This is a genomic window from Endozoicomonas sp. ALC013, from assembly GCF_049310205.1.
Lineage (GTDB): Bacteria > Pseudomonadota > Gammaproteobacteria > Pseudomonadales > Endozoicomonadaceae > Endozoicomonas.
This window is the reverse complement of sequence record NZ_JBLYNS010000032.1, coordinates 1-17,949: the sequence shown is the minus strand read 5'-3', so window position 1 is coordinate 17,949 and position 17,949 is coordinate 1. Positions and strand designations below refer to the sequence as shown.

The 17,949-nt window shown below is 51.0% G+C and carries 14 protein-coding genes; 2 read left to right on the top strand and 12 right to left on the bottom strand.

What is annotated here, in order from left to right; all coding sequences use genetic code 11:
- From ACO6V1_RS08475 to ACO6V1_RS08455, 5 genes are read right to left on the bottom strand one after another with little or no spacing between them, the layout of a single operon-like run.
- A complete protein-coding gene (locus tag ACO6V1_RS08475) occupies window positions 1-4,794 on the bottom strand; it encodes a pilus assembly protein (RefSeq protein WP_422466503.1) in 4,794 nt (1,597 codons plus the stop codon).
- Between the two features lie 40 nt (window positions 4,795-4,834).
- Window positions 4,835-5,458, bottom strand: coding sequence for a pilus assembly PilX family protein (locus ACO6V1_RS08470; RefSeq protein WP_422466515.1), 624 nt, complete (start codon window positions 5,456-5,458; stop codon window positions 4,835-4,837).
- Window positions 5,458-6,507: a PilW family protein gene (locus ACO6V1_RS08465; RefSeq protein ID WP_422466501.1), complete on the bottom strand. Its 1,050-nt coding sequence runs from the start codon at window positions 6,505-6,507 to the stop codon at window positions 5,458-5,460. Before ACO6V1_RS08465 ends, ACO6V1_RS08470 begins: the two co-directional genes overlap by 1 nt.
- A complete protein-coding gene (pilV, locus tag ACO6V1_RS08460; RefSeq protein WP_422462833.1) occupies window positions 6,504-7,016 on the bottom strand; it encodes a type IV pilus modification protein PilV in 513 nt (170 codons plus the stop codon). The genes ACO6V1_RS08465 and pilV overlap by 4 nt, the downstream gene beginning before the upstream one ends.
- The gene (locus ACO6V1_RS08455; RefSeq protein WP_422462831.1) at window positions 7,007-7,633 is read right to left on the bottom strand and encodes a GspH/FimT family pseudopilin; all 627 of its coding nucleotides are present in this window, start codon (window positions 7,631-7,633) and stop codon (window positions 7,007-7,009) included. Before ACO6V1_RS08455 ends, pilV begins: the two co-directional genes overlap by 10 nt.
- A gap of 503 nt (window positions 7,634-8,136) precedes the next feature.
- On the opposite strand from ACO6V1_RS08455, the gene ACO6V1_RS08450 reads away from it, so the two are divergent.
- Complete coding sequence (locus ACO6V1_RS08450) at window positions 8,137-8,934, top strand: class I SAM-dependent methyltransferase (protein ID WP_422466500.1); 798 nt, start codon at window positions 8,137-8,139, stop codon at window positions 8,932-8,934.
- Window positions 8,935-9,128: 194 nt separating this feature from the next.
- Here ACO6V1_RS08450 and ispH read toward each other — a convergent pair whose 3' ends face one another.
- From ispH to murJ, 6 genes are all read right to left on the bottom strand, one after another.
- Window positions 9,129-10,079: a 4-hydroxy-3-methylbut-2-enyl diphosphate reductase gene (gene ispH / locus ACO6V1_RS08445; protein ID WP_422447925.1), complete on the bottom strand. Its 951-nt coding sequence runs from the start codon at window positions 10,077-10,079 to the stop codon at window positions 9,129-9,131.
- Window positions 10,080-10,129: 50 nt separating this feature from the next.
- Window positions 10,130-10,567, bottom strand: coding sequence for an FKBP-type peptidyl-prolyl cis-trans isomerase (gene fkpB, locus ACO6V1_RS08440; protein ID WP_422446857.1), 438 nt, complete (start codon window positions 10,565-10,567; stop codon window positions 10,130-10,132).
- A gap of 20 nt (window positions 10,568-10,587) precedes the next feature.
- Entirely contained in the window at window positions 10,588-11,094 is a 507-nt protein-coding gene (gene lspA / locus ACO6V1_RS08435; RefSeq protein WP_422466498.1) for a signal peptidase II, read from the bottom strand.
- Between the two features lie 209 nt (window positions 11,095-11,303).
- On the bottom strand, window positions 11,304-14,132 hold the full coding sequence (gene ileS, locus ACO6V1_RS08430) for an isoleucine--tRNA ligase (protein WP_422466496.1): 2,829 nt from the start codon (window positions 14,130-14,132) through the stop codon (window positions 11,304-11,306).
- A 66-nt stretch (window positions 14,133-14,198) separates the two neighbouring features.
- On the bottom strand, window positions 14,199-15,116 hold the full coding sequence (ribF, locus tag ACO6V1_RS08425; protein WP_422466494.1) for a bifunctional riboflavin kinase/FAD synthetase: 918 nt from the start codon (window positions 15,114-15,116) through the stop codon (window positions 14,199-14,201).
- Window positions 15,117-15,255: 139 nt separating this feature from the next.
- On the bottom strand, window positions 15,256-16,833 hold the full coding sequence (murJ, locus tag ACO6V1_RS08420; RefSeq protein WP_422466492.1) for a murein biosynthesis integral membrane protein MurJ: 1,578 nt from the start codon (window positions 16,831-16,833) through the stop codon (window positions 15,256-15,258).
- A gap of 417 nt (window positions 16,834-17,250) precedes the next feature.
- On the opposite strand from murJ, the gene rpsT reads away from it, so the two are divergent.
- A complete protein-coding gene (rpsT, locus tag ACO6V1_RS08415) occupies window positions 17,251-17,520 on the top strand; it encodes a 30S ribosomal protein S20 (RefSeq protein WP_101748329.1) in 270 nt (89 codons plus the stop codon).
- Window positions 17,521-17,601: 81 nt separating this feature from the next.
- On the opposite strand, the gene ACO6V1_RS08410 is transcribed toward rpsT, so the two are convergent.
- Window positions 17,602-17,949 (bottom strand): PUA domain-containing protein (locus ACO6V1_RS08410; protein ID WP_422466490.1); only part of this gene is annotated, 348 nt, incomplete at its 5' end.

Below are 17,949 nucleotides of genomic sequence, written 5' to 3'. Positions count from 1 at the left end.
TCAATCAATCCATGGAATGCTGAAAATCTGCCACCAGCTCTGCCGTCCTTCCGAGCTGAAACTGTAATCAAGGTTTCTTGCAGTAATACTGCCACCGGCCCCCTGGGTCACCGCAGTCAGTTTCCCTCCTTCCCCCTGATGGGCCACCGGTGAAGAAGCATAACCGATCCCCAGACTCACCTTATTCAGGGAACGCTCCAGCTCCAGAGTATCCACAGGTACACTGCCCAGGACGGCATCAGGCGATGCGGTACCGGTCAGGTAATGCACAGCATAAAGTGAGCTTGTACCATCAATGGAACAACTGTCCGCAGGTGGACGGTATTCAGTAAACAGGATTTGGGAGAACAACCTGGCAGCGCTGTTCACACTTCGCCCGGCTGGGCCAGAGCCATCAACACTGAGAGGCAGCGTCCACCCCCCCTGCTCAGCGACCACCGCCTGTAAGGTACCGAAACTGTTGATGGTTCGGGAGCCTACCGTAAATGGCGTATAGGAGGAGTCTGACTTCTGCACGACATCACCATTGGTAAATACAACCACATCCCCCACATTGACCAGATTACTCTGGCTGACGGATGCATAGGTAAACTGCCTGGAGCTGTTCAACGGTTCCTGAACACCGTAGAAATAGTTGGCCTCAGTACTGCGATTGTCACCATTGGTCAGCAGCCGACCTGTTCCGGAGTATACCCAGAAGCTGTTGTCATCAGTCACGGTCATGGGGGGTGCCGTAATCGGCTGTCCGGCATCCATCAACACATTCAGGCTGGAGTTTTCCAGTGCTGATGTCAGCCTCAGCCTCATCAGTTTTCCACTCAAACCGATACTTCCTGTCTCAACCGTGCCAAAGTAAACGGCATCATCCTGGTAATCCCGGTCCCAGTCTTCAGCCACCATATCGCCTGCATAAGCCGTGGAATAGGAGGTCACAAGGGGATCAAAACCGGCAACAAAATTCTTGTTATTCAGATCATAAGCAAATACGCGAAGATTCTGATCCGACGTTCCCTGCTCCAGGGCTGATCTCAGGGCAGTAGACCCGCTGCCTGCTGGCCCGGAGCCAAACACCAGGTACCATTCGTTTTGTACCGGATTACTCCAATCGGTCTCGCCATTAACATCCGTACCAGCTTTCCGCCGTTTAACCAGCGCAGGCTGTGAGGTAGTAAAACCCAGATCAGCATGGGTAATTTCAGCCAGCAACGCCGGGGGCTGCTCGGGATCAGTGATATCCAACACCACCCAGGCAGAGCGCATGGTACGACTTTCACTGTCGATGGTGACATCAATATTGCCCCCTCCCAGTCTCATACCCACCACCAGAACCGTTCCCCAGCCACCAGGATGAGTGCTGTCATCAGCGAAGATATTGGCATCGAAGACCATCGGTTCCGAATCCATGTAATAAACATGGGGGTAATCGGTCTCAGTGAGCCAGCGAAGGTGAGGTAACAGATTCATTGGTGCGTAACTCCAAAGCTCTGAACCCAGCGGATGCTGTACCTCACCATGACTGGCTGTGCGCTCATAGCGGTAGGAACTCTCTTCCCAGAACCCGCCATTAAAGGCATGAATCAAACCATCGTTGGCTCCGACGTAGAGCACATGCCGCCGATTCAGGTATTGATTGCGGAAGGTTCGATAGCTGCTGTCGTTGTAATAGGCGTCGTAACGACTATCGGGTGCTGCCACCAGTCTGGGTGTTGAGTGAACGATATCCCCAAGGCGCCAGACTTCATCAATACCATCTTCATCAAAATCGATGGTACGGGAACGGGTGCCAGCCTGCTCTTCTCCCCGAACATAGTTAACGACAGTAGCGACTTCACTGGCAGAAACGCCCAGATACCCTTCATGTCCAGTAAAGGTTGAAGACATAAACGGCAGCTGTTCGTCATCATCCACCTGCTGATTATTATTGATATCCAGCCAGGTCAGCATATATCGGCCACCGGAGGCGAGCGCATCATAGGTTCTCTGATTGGTCAGATTACTCAATAAGGCCAGCTGTTCCCGCGCATCCCAGATCGTCTCAAGTGAAGCGAGTGATTTCAGCGGGCCATCGGCTACCCTGGTGACACCAAAATCGTCAGAGGTGTAACGTTGAACCATTGTCTGTCCGGCATTCGGATCAAAAAACAGTTCAACGATTTTATCTGAGCGGTAGTCATCCAGTTGGGCATTCCCGTTGCCATCTTCCCGGATATAGCCTTTGCTATCGATAAACAGTGAATGGAGAATACCGCCCCAGGTCACCGACTTGCCATTGATATCAAGGCTTGGCTGAAACAGTGCCTGATAGATAGCGCCAGTGCCTGTAGAGCTATTGGCAAACAGCGCCGCATTCGTTGCCGAAGAGACCCGACTGGAAATATCCTCCAGTACCTGCCCCAACTGACTGGCAAGCAAGGCTGGATTTCTGGCGAAAAAATAGTTATCCGGCAAGCCATCCGAGCCCAAGGCTCCCGTCACATTATTTCTATTGTCCCACTCACGATGATCATCGCTATCAGGGCTGCCATCCCCATCAGTATCATGATTGGGACTGCCATCGCCATCAAGATCGATAAAGCCACCGTATTTTGCCGCAAGAAACAGCGGTTTGGGCAACACGCCAGCAGCCGCTCCGGAAGCGGTAAAATCAGTAACCTTAAATGCGGTTGTTCCCTTGTAGGCATAATCAGTTTGCAGGCCATCACGCCCTGAACTCCCGGTAACGGTATAAGAGAAACGCATATTCAGACCGGCAAATACGCCATCCACCTGCACAGCCACTCTGACTTCATTGGCATTAAACCCGGTGGTATTCAGTGTACTGTCTGCTGTTTGGTTGCATTGGCTGCCAACACAAAACTTGATTCTGGAAGAGGCATCGTAGTCATAATCGTTACCCCAGAGAGAATCCTCCCAGGTAAACAGCAGAGCCCCCTCAACCACCTGCCCGGTCCCGTCCAGTATCAGTTTCTCCACCACTACATCGGTTAGCGTGCAATCACTGCCACTACCGGAAAAATTACCGCTACCACTGCCAAAATTTGCACTGGTCTGGCAAGTCGGCTGAAAAGTAAAAAGCCTGCCATCCACATTCAACGTAAAGCTGGGCATGGTTTCGGCCAGCTCTATGGCATAGGTTTTCACTCTCTGATTGCCATCAAGATCTGTTCGCAGGTCTGTTGTGTTGCCATGAAAAGCCAGTCCGGACACTTGATAGCCACCTTCCAGCTGAGGGATTTCCGGACACAGGCCCACAGCATCGGAAAGACCAGACAAATACTTAGCAGTACATTGACGTGTACTACCCGTCCCCCCCACAAGATAATGACCGGCAAAACTGCCGCCATACTCATGATCCCCGACTTCATCCGTTTTACTATTAACAGAGCTGGTGCCGGTCATTCCCGGAAGATCAGAGCTACTGGACAGCTGATCAGTATCGAATGAGTTCAATCCCGTGGATAAAACAATAATCGAGCAGTTGGCACAGGCATTATCTGTTGACATTGGATTCGCCCAGCTCTCTCTGGACAGATTACTGACGAAGGCTCTGTCATTGGTGGTGTCGAAGCTACTGGTAGCCGTAGTTTCTCCGGCAAAGTAACGAAGCGCTTCCAGATACAGTTCCGCCAGAGGGTTCCCCCACATACTGCAATGACGTGAAGAGTAGGTGCCTCTGCTGGATTTAAACGCCGAGACAGAAATGCCGTAGCTATTACAATCTGTATATTTGTTTTGGGAAAAACTGTACTTCGCCAGCCTGAATTGATTGATGTTATGAATAATCCCTTCAACACTGGTAAAACGTCCGGAAGAAAGCTCTATTTCATCATCAGAACTCTGAGTGTTTCCGGCAATTTTGCTGATATTTCGCCGCAATACGCCACCGGAAATATTTTTATCATAAGAGCCACTGATTAAGCCAAAGCGAATATCCCCTGACTCACCATACTGCTGAAGCAAGCCTATGGGTTTGCTCTTGCCAGTGCTGTACAGCTTACAGCGATCGGTACTTGCGGCATCTTTACCGGTGACACAGGCGTTAATATAAACATCGTTTGTCGTTAATCTGTAACTGGTAGAAGGACTGTTCTGTGCGCCCCACTGGCACTGCTTTACTTCTGTAGAAGCCCATCGCGGCCAGGCCTCCCTGGCAACCCTGACTTCAGGCGTGCCATTTTCGGAACCGGCAACATTGCAGAGACTGATCTCACTGTTGTTATAGGGCGTAAAATTCCTGGTAGAAATGCCCGAATCACTGCTTCTGTAAATTTTGACAAATGCATGCACGTCTCTGGGGATATAAGCCCGTTCCAGTATCGTTTGATTATCGGTATCCGTGGATCGCTTTCCGCCAAAAAGCACCGTTCTGAGGATGTCCATCCGTGTCATGGTGGCCCAGTTCAGAAAGTTACCACTCCAGGGAGCCTGAGAGGTGGTGCAATAGTGCCCGTGATCACCGGTGGCCTGGGCTACCGGAGAATAGCGTCCGGAAGCGTATTGATAGCACCAGTTACTGTCGAAATACCCGAGATAGTCAAAACTGTCCACATAGCTGGTATCCAGTCGTCCATCCGAATTAAGGTCCGTGTAATCGCTGTACGCTTTTTTAAACAGTTCATGGTCAACGGACATCACCAGCATCACCAGTGGCTCTGATGTATTACTGATCAAGGGGGGCGTTGCGGCATAATCACTGGAAACCGCTTCAGCATTGGCCCGAAAAGACAACAGCACCAGCAGCCCGAACAACACGACCTGCCTGAAAGTAACACCATGTGAGGTATATCGATCCATGATCACCTCCACTTCCCTGTTAATATTCCCTAACTCAACATCAATTGCTTTTTTTATACGACGATTGAAGCATTACCTGCGAATCGCCTGAACCGCCCCTAGCCAGGGCGGTAATCCGATAGAACCTGGCCCAGTCCCCACGGTTGGCCGGATCTGGTAAAGGCCCTGATGCCTCTTTGGCGATATAGCAGCGAAACTCAATAATGTATTTGGCCCGGGCTGATATACCGCTGATGGTAACTGTCGTCACTCTGTGCCGATCACTCGCACTCCACAAGGTACCCGTTAACCAAGGCTCGGAAACACCTGGGTCACAGCTGCCAATATCGTCAATATCGCTTCCGGCAAAACAGTACCCATTGTCACAATTCACGCCAAAGCCTGATAAGGCCAGCGCATTGTCAGCAATAAAATTTTCCGCCTCTTTTAACGCCGCCTCTGCCGCATAAAATGCCATCTGCTGATCCTGATAATTACCACTCATCTTCTCTTCAAGCGTTGCCATTTTTACAGAGGTCAAACCAGCAACCGTCATAACCAGCAACATCACCAGGCTGACCAGCAATATACTTCCTCTCTCACCTGTTTCCGGATGCAATAAACGGCTTCTCCTGAAAAACTCAATATGTTGTCTGATGCCTGCGGCAGTTAAAATGATTCCCATCACAGCCCCCGATTCCTGAGCTTAATGGTTTTCATAAAGCTCCGGCGAACGTATAGGTCATCGGGCAGCACTTGCTGGCCAGCAAAGAAATAGGCCTGAGCTTCCGGAGCCACTTCAGTGAAACTCCGAACCAGCAGTTCAAGCTTGACTGTAATAATCTGCCGCCACTCATCGCTGTAAGGTGTTACTTCACCAGCGGTCATATACCGGTTGACAACCCCGTCATTATCACTGTCCAGCCCATAACGAATACTCAGCCCTTCAATGCCTTCAACCAGCGCTTCTGTATTGATGCTATTGCCACTGGCGTATTCACCCGCCAGCTTTCGGTACAGTGTCGGTACGTTATTGCTCTCCCTCAGATAGAAGGCATAAGACTGCAAAGGTGCCATTCGTGATCCCTGGTGACTGATATTGCCGGAACCAATAGTACTGCCATGACAACTGAAGTTACCCTGTAACTGACTGATACAGTTGTAAAGGCTGCTACTGCCTGCTGCCGGATGCGTCACCACACTATTGGTTGTTGCCGCCCCTGCCCGGAAAATGGAAACCTGCCCACAGTCTGATGAAATCAGCGCCAGAAGATCACCTTCATCATGGCTACGGCTTTGTGCCAGTGTTGCCGAAGCAGTGCCAGTATTATGGCCACTGACCAGGGTGGACTGATTGCTATCAACACTGTGAATAATAATGGCTTCCGAGATAGCATTGCTGTCCAGCTGCTGCTCAACACTGTTACCGGCAGGAATGCCCAGAACGCCTTTATCAAAATGCATCATCCACTGACGATTATCATTGTTGGAATAGACTAAATTCGCCAGCTTTGCCTGGGCAGGACAGCCGGTATATCCCGCAGTACTGATACTTTGCCCCAGAATATCCAGGGCCAGCCGACCATTTTCCTGAACCCGTGCCAGCTCATCCTGCAATACCCACGATCGGCTGGATGCCAGCACCAGATGGCCAACCCCGGTAAAAAGAATCAGACCAAGGACCAGGGCAATCATCATTTCAACCAGTGAGAATCCTTTCTCAATCCGCTTCATAGTATCCCCCTTAATACCACATCACTCAGGGGGACCCTGTTGCCCATATCCGGGAAACTGAGACGAATGATATACGTTCGAACACCCTCACTGTCCTGGTAGGTAATTGAACCCTTGCTTCCCGGAATCTGGCAGGTCAGCTGAAACTTCCATTGCAGAATATCGTAGGCCGCCATTTCCTGAGGACTACAGCTTCCAGCTTCGCAGCTGTCGGGGTAGCCGCTGTCAATGCATTGGCTGTATTCAAGATCATTCAAACCTGCATGATAACTGTTACCGCTTCTGGCCAGGCTGTTGTTGGCCTGAATACGATCCAGCATATCCGTCGCTAAAAAGGTAGCCTGTGATTGCACATAGGCTGACTGGTTATACTGCAAACTGCTGCTGTGCACCCCTGCCATACCAAGAATGCCGATCGTGATCACCAGCAGGCTGATCAATACTTCTATCAACCCTGCGCCCCGGTTCTTTTTCTCAGGGCTTTTGCTATGAACATCCTTCAGCCGCATGCGCCCCGCTCCTCCGTCCGGAGACGGCCTGTCATGCTGATGATAATTGCTTTGGCATCACTGTTACTGTCCTGGTCACAAACCTGAAAAGTGCCTGCCTGACTGGTCTGGCCACGGCTATTGAAGCGAAGGCGGTAACCACGATTCCACAGGATTGAGATAAGCTCTGACTGCCCTGCAACACGACGAATAACCTGATCACTGTCGTTCAACAGGCCATCATCACGTTCATCCGTAAAAATAAGCCAGCCGTGATGCCAGCCAGCGTTACTTTCATCGCAGGTCAGGTCATCCACAGTGCTACACAATGAAACGGTTCGTTGTCGTTTGACAGCCTCAGATCTGGCCAGCATCAAACTGCCATACAGTTCATCAGCCACATTATCGATCCGGTTATTGACGATAAGGGTTTTCATGCTCGGTGCAGACGCTGCGATCAAAATAGCCGCAATGGACAAAGAAACCAGCAACTCAATCAGAGAAACCCCCATTGCTTTCGAAGGGTTAAACCATTGATGGGGAGGATGACCGGGCAAAAAACAGCAATTGCTCTCATACCTTGTATGAGAGCTGGCAGAATGATGTGCTGAAAAACAATGCTCAACCTTGTACTTCATTGCCCAATCCCTGACACTCAGTCTCACCCAATATTTTGCTACCTGGTCACCAAAAGTTGTCACCAGGAGGATGTCAGGTGATAAAAAGCCGCCTTTGTCACTCCATTATTAAACTTGCAGATATAAAGTGGTTACGTTTATCTTATTAATGGCTTTTTCCTTTGACCAATGGTTCACTGTGACACCAAAAGCCCCATAAGCACTGCTGGAAACCGGAAGTGTCATTTTATTAAGCCAAACAGCTCATCGCGTTTGATTACCACTGATCGAATATATTAGAAAACTGATCTGTAAATATAAGTGGATAAAGTATATTCGGCATCTATTCTTGTGGTCTCACCCATTGCTTGCAGGTGTTAACTATGAGAATAACTGGAAACATCTTTATAAGGTTCACTTTTATTTTCCTGGTTTTATTGTCTATGTATTCTTATGCTGAATCTGAAGCATTTGAGAAACCAATGGTACCAGAAGGGGATTACGCATTTTCCAATAAGTTGGGTATGAGTAGACATCGACTGGAAGCCATGCAACAGATTCTTGATTCTCAGTCCCAGGCCAGTTTGAAACCTTATATGAAGACGGGTGGTCATTTCCTGGAGGTAGGTCCGGGCCTGGGGTCAATGAGTCAATTCCTCGCGGAATCTACAGGAGAGAACGGAAAAGTCATCGCACTGGATATTGATGATCACTTTCTTGATGAAGTGGCGGCAATTGCCCCTCAGATTGAAGTTATTCATGAAGACATCACCAGTTACGATCCCGGCGTCAACAAGTTTGACCTGGTTTTTATCCGACTCGTGGTCATGCATCTGCCCCATAATGACAATCATGCACTCATCGCCAAACTGGCCAGATCACTGAAGCCGGGGGGGTATCTGGTCATTGAGGACTTTGTTGATGCTGAAAATTTAAACCGGTTCCGCCAGCTTGCCAAAATCAATACGAAACTTCCCGATTATGTGGTGAATGTATATCGCAGAATGTCAAAACATGTTGACTTTGATCAGGGATATCTGCTGGCAGATATGATGACTGAGGCCGGTCTGATTAATGTAGATGCAGAAATATCGTATAAACGGGTTCAGGGGGGTGATAATGCTTATGGTCGTTTTATGTACCTTTCTTTCAGCCAGGTCGAACCGTACCTGGAGGAAATACCGGAGCATGACACATTATTTCCTTTAATTCAGGCTACATGGATGAACCCGGATGTGCATTGGTATGACCATGCAAGGGTTATTTCCGTTGGTCAAAAAAGCCCGGAATGCCCTGAGATTCCCGGGGACAAAAGTACTTAGTTTTATGAGTGATTATGGTGGCCTGTGACCTCCAATCGCCGTATGTGCTTTTGCTCTCGGCGAGTATACAAGCCACTGGTTCATTTTTTCAGGATTGGCTGACTCCAGATCCGGTTCTCTTTCTGCGTTAATCATTATAGGCCCTCGTGCTCCTTGGAATCCTGGAAAAATGCAAACGCGGTTTAAGAAAAAGGCTAATCAGAAACCGCTTTCAAACGCAGCTCTTTAGGCATGGTAAAGACAATATTCTCTTCTTTACCAGCCAACTCTTCCGGTAATTCTGCACCCAGTTCTTTTAACCGCGTGATAACGCCCTGAACCAGAATATCCGGTGCCGAAGCGCCTGCTGTGATACCAATGGATGCTTTGTCAACCAGCCATCCCGGTTTGACATCGTCGGCATTATCCACCAGATGTGCTTCAGCGCCCGAGCGCTCGGCCAGTTCACGCAGTCGGTTGGAGTTTGAGCTGTTCACTGAGCCGACCACCAACACCAGGTCACACTGTCCCGCCAGAATTTTTACCGCATCCTGCCGGTTCTGCGTGGCATAGCAAATATCGTCTTTCCTTGGTCCGTGTATCTCAGGGAACTTGAGACGCAGGGCTTCAATCACTTTGGCAGTGTCATCCATGGAAAGGGTTGTCTGGGTGACATAGGCCAGTCTGGCAGGATCTGCTACCTCAAGAGCACGAACATCGTCTTCGTTCTCAACCAGATACATAGCACCACCGTTTCGTGAGTCGTACTGCCCCATGGTGCCTTCCACTTCAGGGTGCCCATGGTGACCAATCAGTACACACTCCATACCATCCCGGGAATAGCGCACCACTTCCATGTGAACTTTTTTTACCAGCGGGCAGGAGGCATCAAACACTTTCAGGCCCCGACGTTGCGCCTCATCCTCTACAGCCCGAGAAACACCGTGGGCACTGAAAATAACGATGACGTCATCCGGTACCTGATCCAGCTCATCGACAAAGATTGCCCCACGCTCTTTCAGGTTTTCCACCACAAACTTGTTGTGGACCACCTCATGACGGACATAAATAGGAGGACCGAAAACATCAAGCGCCCGGTTGACGATCTCAATGGCACGGTCCACACCTGCACAAAAGCCACGGGGATTAGCCAGTTTGATTTTCATAGGGGAGTCACCAACCTTTTCTGTCACTGCTTTATGGCTCTGGTTATCGCTCAAGGCGTCTCTACATCCAGAATCTGTACCTCAAAGGTCAGGTGCCGACCTGCCAGAGGGTGATTGAAGTCAACTTCAACCATTTCATCATCAAAATTTCTGACCACGCCGGGAAGCTCACTGTTGGCCGCGTCAGAAAAGGACATCACCAGCCCTTCCTCCAGCTCAACCCCACTGGCAAAACTGCCCCTGGGGATACGCTGGAGATTATTGGGATTCGGCATACCAAACGCTTTTTCCGGAGGAATCCGGGACACCCGGTCTTCACCTGACGCCAGGCCATACAGCGTTTCTTCAAATCCTTCCGGGAGATTACCATCACCGATGATCAGGGATGCCGGTTTCTCCGCTGGTGTGCTGTCCACCACACTCCCATCATCCAGCTTCAGGGAAAAATGCAGAGTGACCTTGCTGCCTTCCTCAATTACTGCTGACACCGTGACTCGCTCCTGCTCTTCTATTTATCGTTGCTGCTACTTTCCACCGAAGGATTACTCCGGAACATATCCAGAATCAACATGGCGGCCCCCACCGTAATGGCTGTATCCGCCAGATTGAATGCCGGAAAATAACAGTTTTTGTAGTAAAACAACAGAAAGTCGGTGACATGCCCATGCAACAACCGATCAATCAAATTCCCCAACGCACCGCCCAGTATTAATGACAGAGAGCAGGCCTGCCAGTTTTCTCCTGAGCGAAGCTGCTTCAACCACCCCACCAGCATGATGCTGACAATAATAGCGACACCACTGAGAAACCAGCGCTGCCAACCGGACGCATCACTGAGAAAACTGAAAGCAGCCCCGGTATTGTAAGCAAGGGTCAGGGAAAAGAAGGGCAATACCGGTAATTGCTGGTAAAGGGAAAACTCCTCAATAACCCACCATTTTACCAGTTGGTCAAAGCCGAACACGATGGCACTGAGCCAGAGCCAGTGAAGCTTTCCTGAAGTATTACTCTGCATGGCCGGTTCCTGCTAAAAAGTCCATATTATTCAGTGAGTCCTGTCAATACTAAGTGTCTTGAACCGCCGGGGGATAGTGCGAATTACCGAAATCCATAAGAATTTAACAAGTTACAACACCCCAGCGTTGAACAACAGGTCATAAAGTAGACTACTGTCCAAAAAAATACCCGGTGCTGACCGGGTATTTTTTATGGCAAAAACGAAAATCAGGCAAATTGCCGCTGTTCGCCACTGCCTTCTACGTTTGCAACACAGCGGCCGCAAAGCTCCGGATGTTCGGCAATGGTGCCAACATCTTCACGGCGATGCCAGCAACGCTCGCACTTCTTGTGTCCGGCCTTCTCAACCAGCACTTTGAGTCCTGCCAGTTCAGTTGCCGCAGCATCACCCGCATCAGCCAGAGGCTTAACGGTAGCTGCAGAGGTAATCAGCACAAACCGCAACTCATTACCCAGACGGTTCAGTTTTTCTGTCAGCGCCTCATCGGCAAACAGAGTCACTTCCGCTTCCAGAGAGCCACCGATGGTTCCAGCCACACGGGCATCTTCGAGGGCTTTGTTCACTGCCGTCTTCACGTCCAGAATCGTATTCCAGAACTCACGGCCAAGTTCATCACCTTCCAGACTGTTCAGCCCCTCGTACCAGGTTTCCAGGAAAACCGATGCACCAGGCTGCCCGGGCATCGCTTCCCAGATTTCGTCGGCGGTAAAGCTGGTGATGGGTGCCATCCAGCGGACAAAGGCCTCGATGATACGGTACATCGCCGTTTGACAGCTGCGACGGGCCAGACTGTCCTGTGCAGTGGTGTACTGACGGTCCTTGATGATATCCAGATAGAAACCACCCAGATCCAGTGAGCAGAAATTGTGAACTTTCTGGTAGACCGAAAGGAAGTTGTAGCTGTTGTACGCATCCACCACTTCATTTTGCAGTCTCAGGGTACGATCCACAGCCCACTTATCCAGTGACAGCATATCCTCCCAGGCAACCGCATCGGTTTCTGGGTTGAAACCGGTCAGGTTGGACAACAGGAAGCGTGCGGTATTACGAATACGACGATAGCTGTCTGCCGTGCGCTTGAGGATATCATCAGAAACGGTCATTTCTGAGGTGTAGTCTGTGGCAGAGACCCAGAGACGCAGAATATCCGCCCCCAGAGACTTGAAGACCTTCTGGGGAGCAATCACATTACCCAGCGACTTGGACATCTTCCGGCCATTGGCATCCACGGTAAAGCCATGGGTCAGCAGGCCTTTGTAGGGCGGCACGCCATGCATGGCAATACTGGTTTTCAGGGACGACTGGAACCAGCCACGGTGCTGGTCAGAACCCTCCAGATAGAGGTCTGCGGGGAATTGCAGCCCATCACGTCGCTCGATCACCGAATAGTGAGTAACACCGGAATCAAACCAGACATCCAGCGTATCGGTCACTTTCACATAGTGCTCAGCATCTTCAGCGCAAAGCATATCCGCAGGTTCCAGATCAAACCAGGCGTCCATCCCCTCCTGTTCAACTTTCAGTGCGACTTGTTCAATCAGTGCCTGAGTTTCCGGATGCAGCTCTTCGGTCTCTTTGTGGATAAACAGCGCAATCGGCACACCCCAGGTACGCTGACGGGAGATACACCAGTCCGGGCTCTGGCCCAGCATGGCTTCCATCCGGTTACGGCCCCACTCAGGGGTAAACACGACACCTTTCAGGGAATCCATGGCGGTATCCAGCAGGTGTTCTTTGGTCATGCTGATAAACCACTGGGGCGTGGCACGGAAAATCAGTGGTGTTTTGGTACGCCAGCAGTGAGGGTAGCTGTGCGTCAATTTCTCCTGAGCCAGCAGTCGGCCTTTCTCAACCAGAACCTCAACCACTTTCGGGTCAACCTTGTAAACGTGCTCACCGGCAAACAGTTCTACGTTGGCACGGTAATAACCACTGTCGTCCAGATAGTTCAGGGTACCGATGCCGTATTGACGCCCCACATTAAAGTCATCAACACCGTGGTCAGGTGCCGTATGAACATTACCGGTACCTGCGTCAATGGTGACGTGGTCACCCAGTATCAGCGGCAGTTCCCGGTCATAGAATGGATGGGCAACTTTCTTGTGTTCAAACGCTGCGCCCTTTGCCCGGGCAATGATCGTGCAGTCTTCAATGCCATAACGCTGCATGGCACTGGCCACCAGGGCTTCAGCCAGAACCAGACGGGCAGGTTCACCATTCACCTGGCACTGCACCAGGGCGTAATCCAGATCGCCGCCCATGCTGACCGCCTGGGAGGATGGCAGAGTCCATGGTGTTGTCGTCCAGATAACGACGGCTACCTCACCTTCACCCTGCCCTTTTGGGGATTCAAAAGTAAACGCACTTAATAGATCAGCTTCATCAAGCGCTGCATAACGCACGTCAATCTGGGTAGAGGTTTTATCCTGATACTCAACTTCTGCTTCCGCCAGGGCAGAGCCACCGACAACACTCCAGTAAACCGGCTTATAGCCTTTAACCAGATGACCATTGGCAGCAATTTTGCCCAGAGAACGGATGATGTCAGCTTCAGTCTGGAAATTCATGGTCAGGTATGGCTTATCCCAGTCGCCAAACACCCCCATGCGCTTGAAGTCTTCACGCTGGCCATCCACCTGCTTGGCGGCGTATTCACGGCACTTTTTGCGGAAGGTTTTGAAATCCACTTTATCCCCGGCCTTGCCGAGCATACCTTCGACCTTATGCTCAATCGGCAGACCATGGCAATCCCAGCCGGGAACGTAAGGGGCATCATAGCCATCAAGTGTTTTGGCTTTAACGATAATATCCTTCAGGATCTTGTTAACGGCATGGCCGATGTGGATATCACCATTGGCATAGGGAGGGCCATCATGGAGAATAAACTTTTCCCGTCCCTGGCTGATCTTGCGAATTTCTTCGTAGAGATCCATGTCATACCAGCGCTTGAGCATTTGTGGCTCACGCTGGGCCAAGTTGCCGCGCATCGGAAAATCGGTCTGCGGCAAATTCAATGTATGCTTGTAGTCGGACATAGTTGTTTACCGGAACCTCTACGGACTATTCATCACAGCTATTTATTTAAAAAGCTTGCGGGTTATTTAAAAAAGCTTGCGGGCTGTTTCAATATCATTGGCAATCGCTGCCCGCAAGGCTTCAAGCGATTCAAATTTCTGTTCATCCCTGATCTTTTCAACAAACTCTACCCGCAGGGTCTGATCATACAGATCTCCCTTGAAGTCGAGCATATGGACTTCAAGCAGCGGTTTAACGCCGGATACCGATGGCCTGACGCCCAGGTTGGCAACCGCATTAAAACGATGGCCATCCACCAGTGTACGAACAGCAAACACGCCCCGCAAAGGCAGACGTCGACGACATACCCTGATGTTCGCCGTGGGGAAGCCCAGGGTTCTGCCCAACTGCTGCCCCTTTACTACCCGGCCAATCATGGTAAATGGTCTGCCCAGCATATGTTCCGCTTCGGCAAACTTATTTTCCGCCAGCGCATCACGAATGCGGGTACTGCTGATACGCCCCTGCTGCATCAATACGGTCTGGGTATCACAGACTTCAAAACCGTAGCGCTCACCCATCAGTTCCAGATGGGTAAAATCGCCTTTGCGGTCACAGCCGTAGCGAAAGTCATCACCCACAATCAGGTAGCGAATATCCAGACCTTCAACCAGCGCCCGGAAGACAAAATCATCAGCACTGAGGCTGCGCAGCCGGTCATTGAACGGCAGACAGAGTACCTGATCCACATGATTTTCCGCCAGTAGCGCCAGCTTCTCCCGCAGGCTGGACAGCCTCGCGGGTGCAGCATCCACCTGAAAATACTCTCTGGGCTGGGGCTCAAAGGTGATAACGCATACCCTGGCGTCCAGCTCAAACGCCTGTTGTTTCAGGGCCTCAAGAATGGTTCTGTGGCCCACATGCACACCATCAAAATTACCGATGGTGGCCACGCATCTCTGATGTTCTGGCCTGATATTGTGCAACCCGCGGATCAACTGCATGGAGGGGCTCGGACTCCCTTACTTCCTGTATTCAACCATTGTTGAAAAAATGTTGACGATGAAGCCGGGCAGTATACCCCAGCAGGTTCCAAGGGTCACTGAGTAGGGAAAAGCAGCCGGGAAAATTATGGAAAAACAGTTAATGCCTGAATTGCCCGGGCCTGACACCACTGAGTAAAAGCACACCGATGTAAACCGCCAATCCGGACAGGACCAGCAGGCCAGTCTGGGATACTCGCTCCCATAGTGACCAGGCCAGCCATTGTTCAATATCTTTGGCCAGCCAGATCAGCGTTGCCGCCATCGCCAGGTTAGCAACCACCAGCCGGGCGAAATAAACCAGCCAGCCACTGGCAGGCTGATAAACCCCGGACCGTTGCAAACCACGATACAGCAAGCCCGCATTCAGAAAAGCCGACAGAGTTGTGGCCAGTGCCAGCCCGGCATGTTGCAGGGGGAATACCAGAATCAGGTTAAACACCATATTCGCAACCATCGCGATAATGGCAATTTTTACCGGTGTTTTGGTGTCCTGGCGGGCAAAATAACCCGGTGCCAGCACTTTGATCAACATAAAAGCAATCAAACCAAGGGAGTAGGCCTGCAAACTCATGGCGGACATCAACACATCACGGTCCGTCATCTCGCCATAGTCAAACAGGGTCGCGATTAATGGCCCGGCCAGAATGAACAGCGCAACGGCCGCCGGCACACCAATCAGCAGTACCAGACGAATAGCCCAATCCAGTGTTCTGGAGAAATGCCCACCGTCTGCTTCTGCGTGTTTGGTGGAGAGGCTGGGCAGAATCACCGTGGCAATGGCGATACCAAACACGCCCAGTGGCAGCTCGGATAAGCGGTCAGAGTAATACAGCCAGGAGACACTGCCGGTTTGCAGGAAAGAGGCCAGCACCGTATCCAGCAGCAGGTTGATCTGACTGACAGAAACCCCAAACAGCGCCGGCACCATCAGTGTCATGATTCTACGGCTGCCCTCATGCTGAACGCCCCATTTGGGCATGGGCAGAAGGCGAATCTGCAAAAGAAAGGGCATCTGCAGTAACAGCTGGGAAATGCCCGCAATCGCTACGCCCCAGGCCAGTGCCATCACCGGCTGATCAAAATAGGGTGTTAGCAGAAGTGTTGAACCAATCAAACTCAGATTCAGCAACACGGGAGTAAATGCCGGTACCGCAAAGCGTCCATAGGTATTCAGGATTGAGCCCGACAGAGCTGTTAGTGAAATCAACAGCAGGTAGGGAAAGGTGATCCGCAGCATGTCACCGGCAAGCGCCAGTTTTGCCGGTTCATTGATAAAGCCAGGCGCAAACAGCCGGATCAATATCGGAGCCGCCAGAACACCCACAACCGTCACCAGCAGCAATATCCCCGCCAGGGTTCCACTTACGCGACTGACCAGTTCGCGCACATCGTCAAAGCTTCGTTTAGAACGATATTCCGACAGCACCGGCACAAAAGCCTGAGAAAACGCCCCTTCAGCAAACAGGCGACGAAGAAAATTCGGGATTTTGAACGCCACAAAAAAGGCATCCGCTGAGGCTGTCGAACCAAAGTAGCCAGCAACCACCACATCCCTGGCCAGACCCAGTACCCGGGAAAGCATGGTCATTATCCCCACCACCAGGCTGGATCTCAGCAATCCGGATTTTTTCGGTTCAGGCTGATTGGCTGGCGGGCTGTTATCGGAATCACTCATGGTGCAATTGAATGTAAAAGCATAAGAATAAACAGCCAATCATATCCAAGGTAATTGCGATTGCCACATATATTGTGAAAATCGCCGGTTTTGCCCAAAAACAGTGTCACCTCCCGGACCGTCAAAAAACACCACAGTCCGGTAGATTTAAAGCCCTGCAGGCAGTATGCCGTATTGACAAGACCGGCCTGAGTCGGCATAGTTCGGCGGCTAAATAGCCTTGAGCCAGATACAGCCTTGAGCCAGGTATAGCCCTGAGCTGGATACAGCCCTGAGCTAAATGAAAGTGGGATATGGGCTGACAATGTCTTACCCGGGCCATTGCCAGTAACTGCGGCAAACAACCTATTCCATGCAGGGTGCCCCAAAGCCGCCCTGAGACAACCCGAACGAAATTGAATTTCCAGGAGCACCGAAATGGCAAACTCTCCTTCTGCACGCAAGCGCGCCCGTCAGGCTGAAAACCGTCGTCAGCACAACGCCAGCCTGCGTTCCATGGTTCGCACTTCTATCAAGAAGGTGATCAAGGCGATCGACACCAGAGACGTTGAAGCCGCTAAAGCTGCCTTCACTGCAGCGGTACCTGTGATCGACCGCATGGCCGACAAGGGCATCATCCACAAGAACAAGGCTGCTCGTCACAAGAGCCGTCTGAACGCTCAGATCAAGGCCCTGGCAACTGCCTGAGCCTCGCTGAGACAGACAACCACTGCGCGTTGTCAGGATACAAAAAAACCGGCCTTTGCCGGTTTTTTTGTATCTATACGATCAAGACGCAAGCACCATATTATCCCGATGCAGCAACTCAGGCTCTCGCTGATAGCCAAGTAACGCCTTAATCTGATGACTGGGCTTGCCAATAATGCGTTCCGCTTCACTGGCACCGTAATTGATCAACCCACGAGCCACTTCATTGCCGTTTTCATCCAGGCAGGTAACCATCTCACCACGCTGGAAGCGGCCTCTCAGCGCCTTTACCCCTACCGGCAACAGGCTTTTACCCTGCTCCTTCAGTACCCGGACAGCACCGGCATCCAGCACCAGTTCACCAGCGGTTTTCAGATGCCCCTGGAGCCACTGCTTGCGTGCCGCCATTGGCTCCTGATCCGGAAGCAG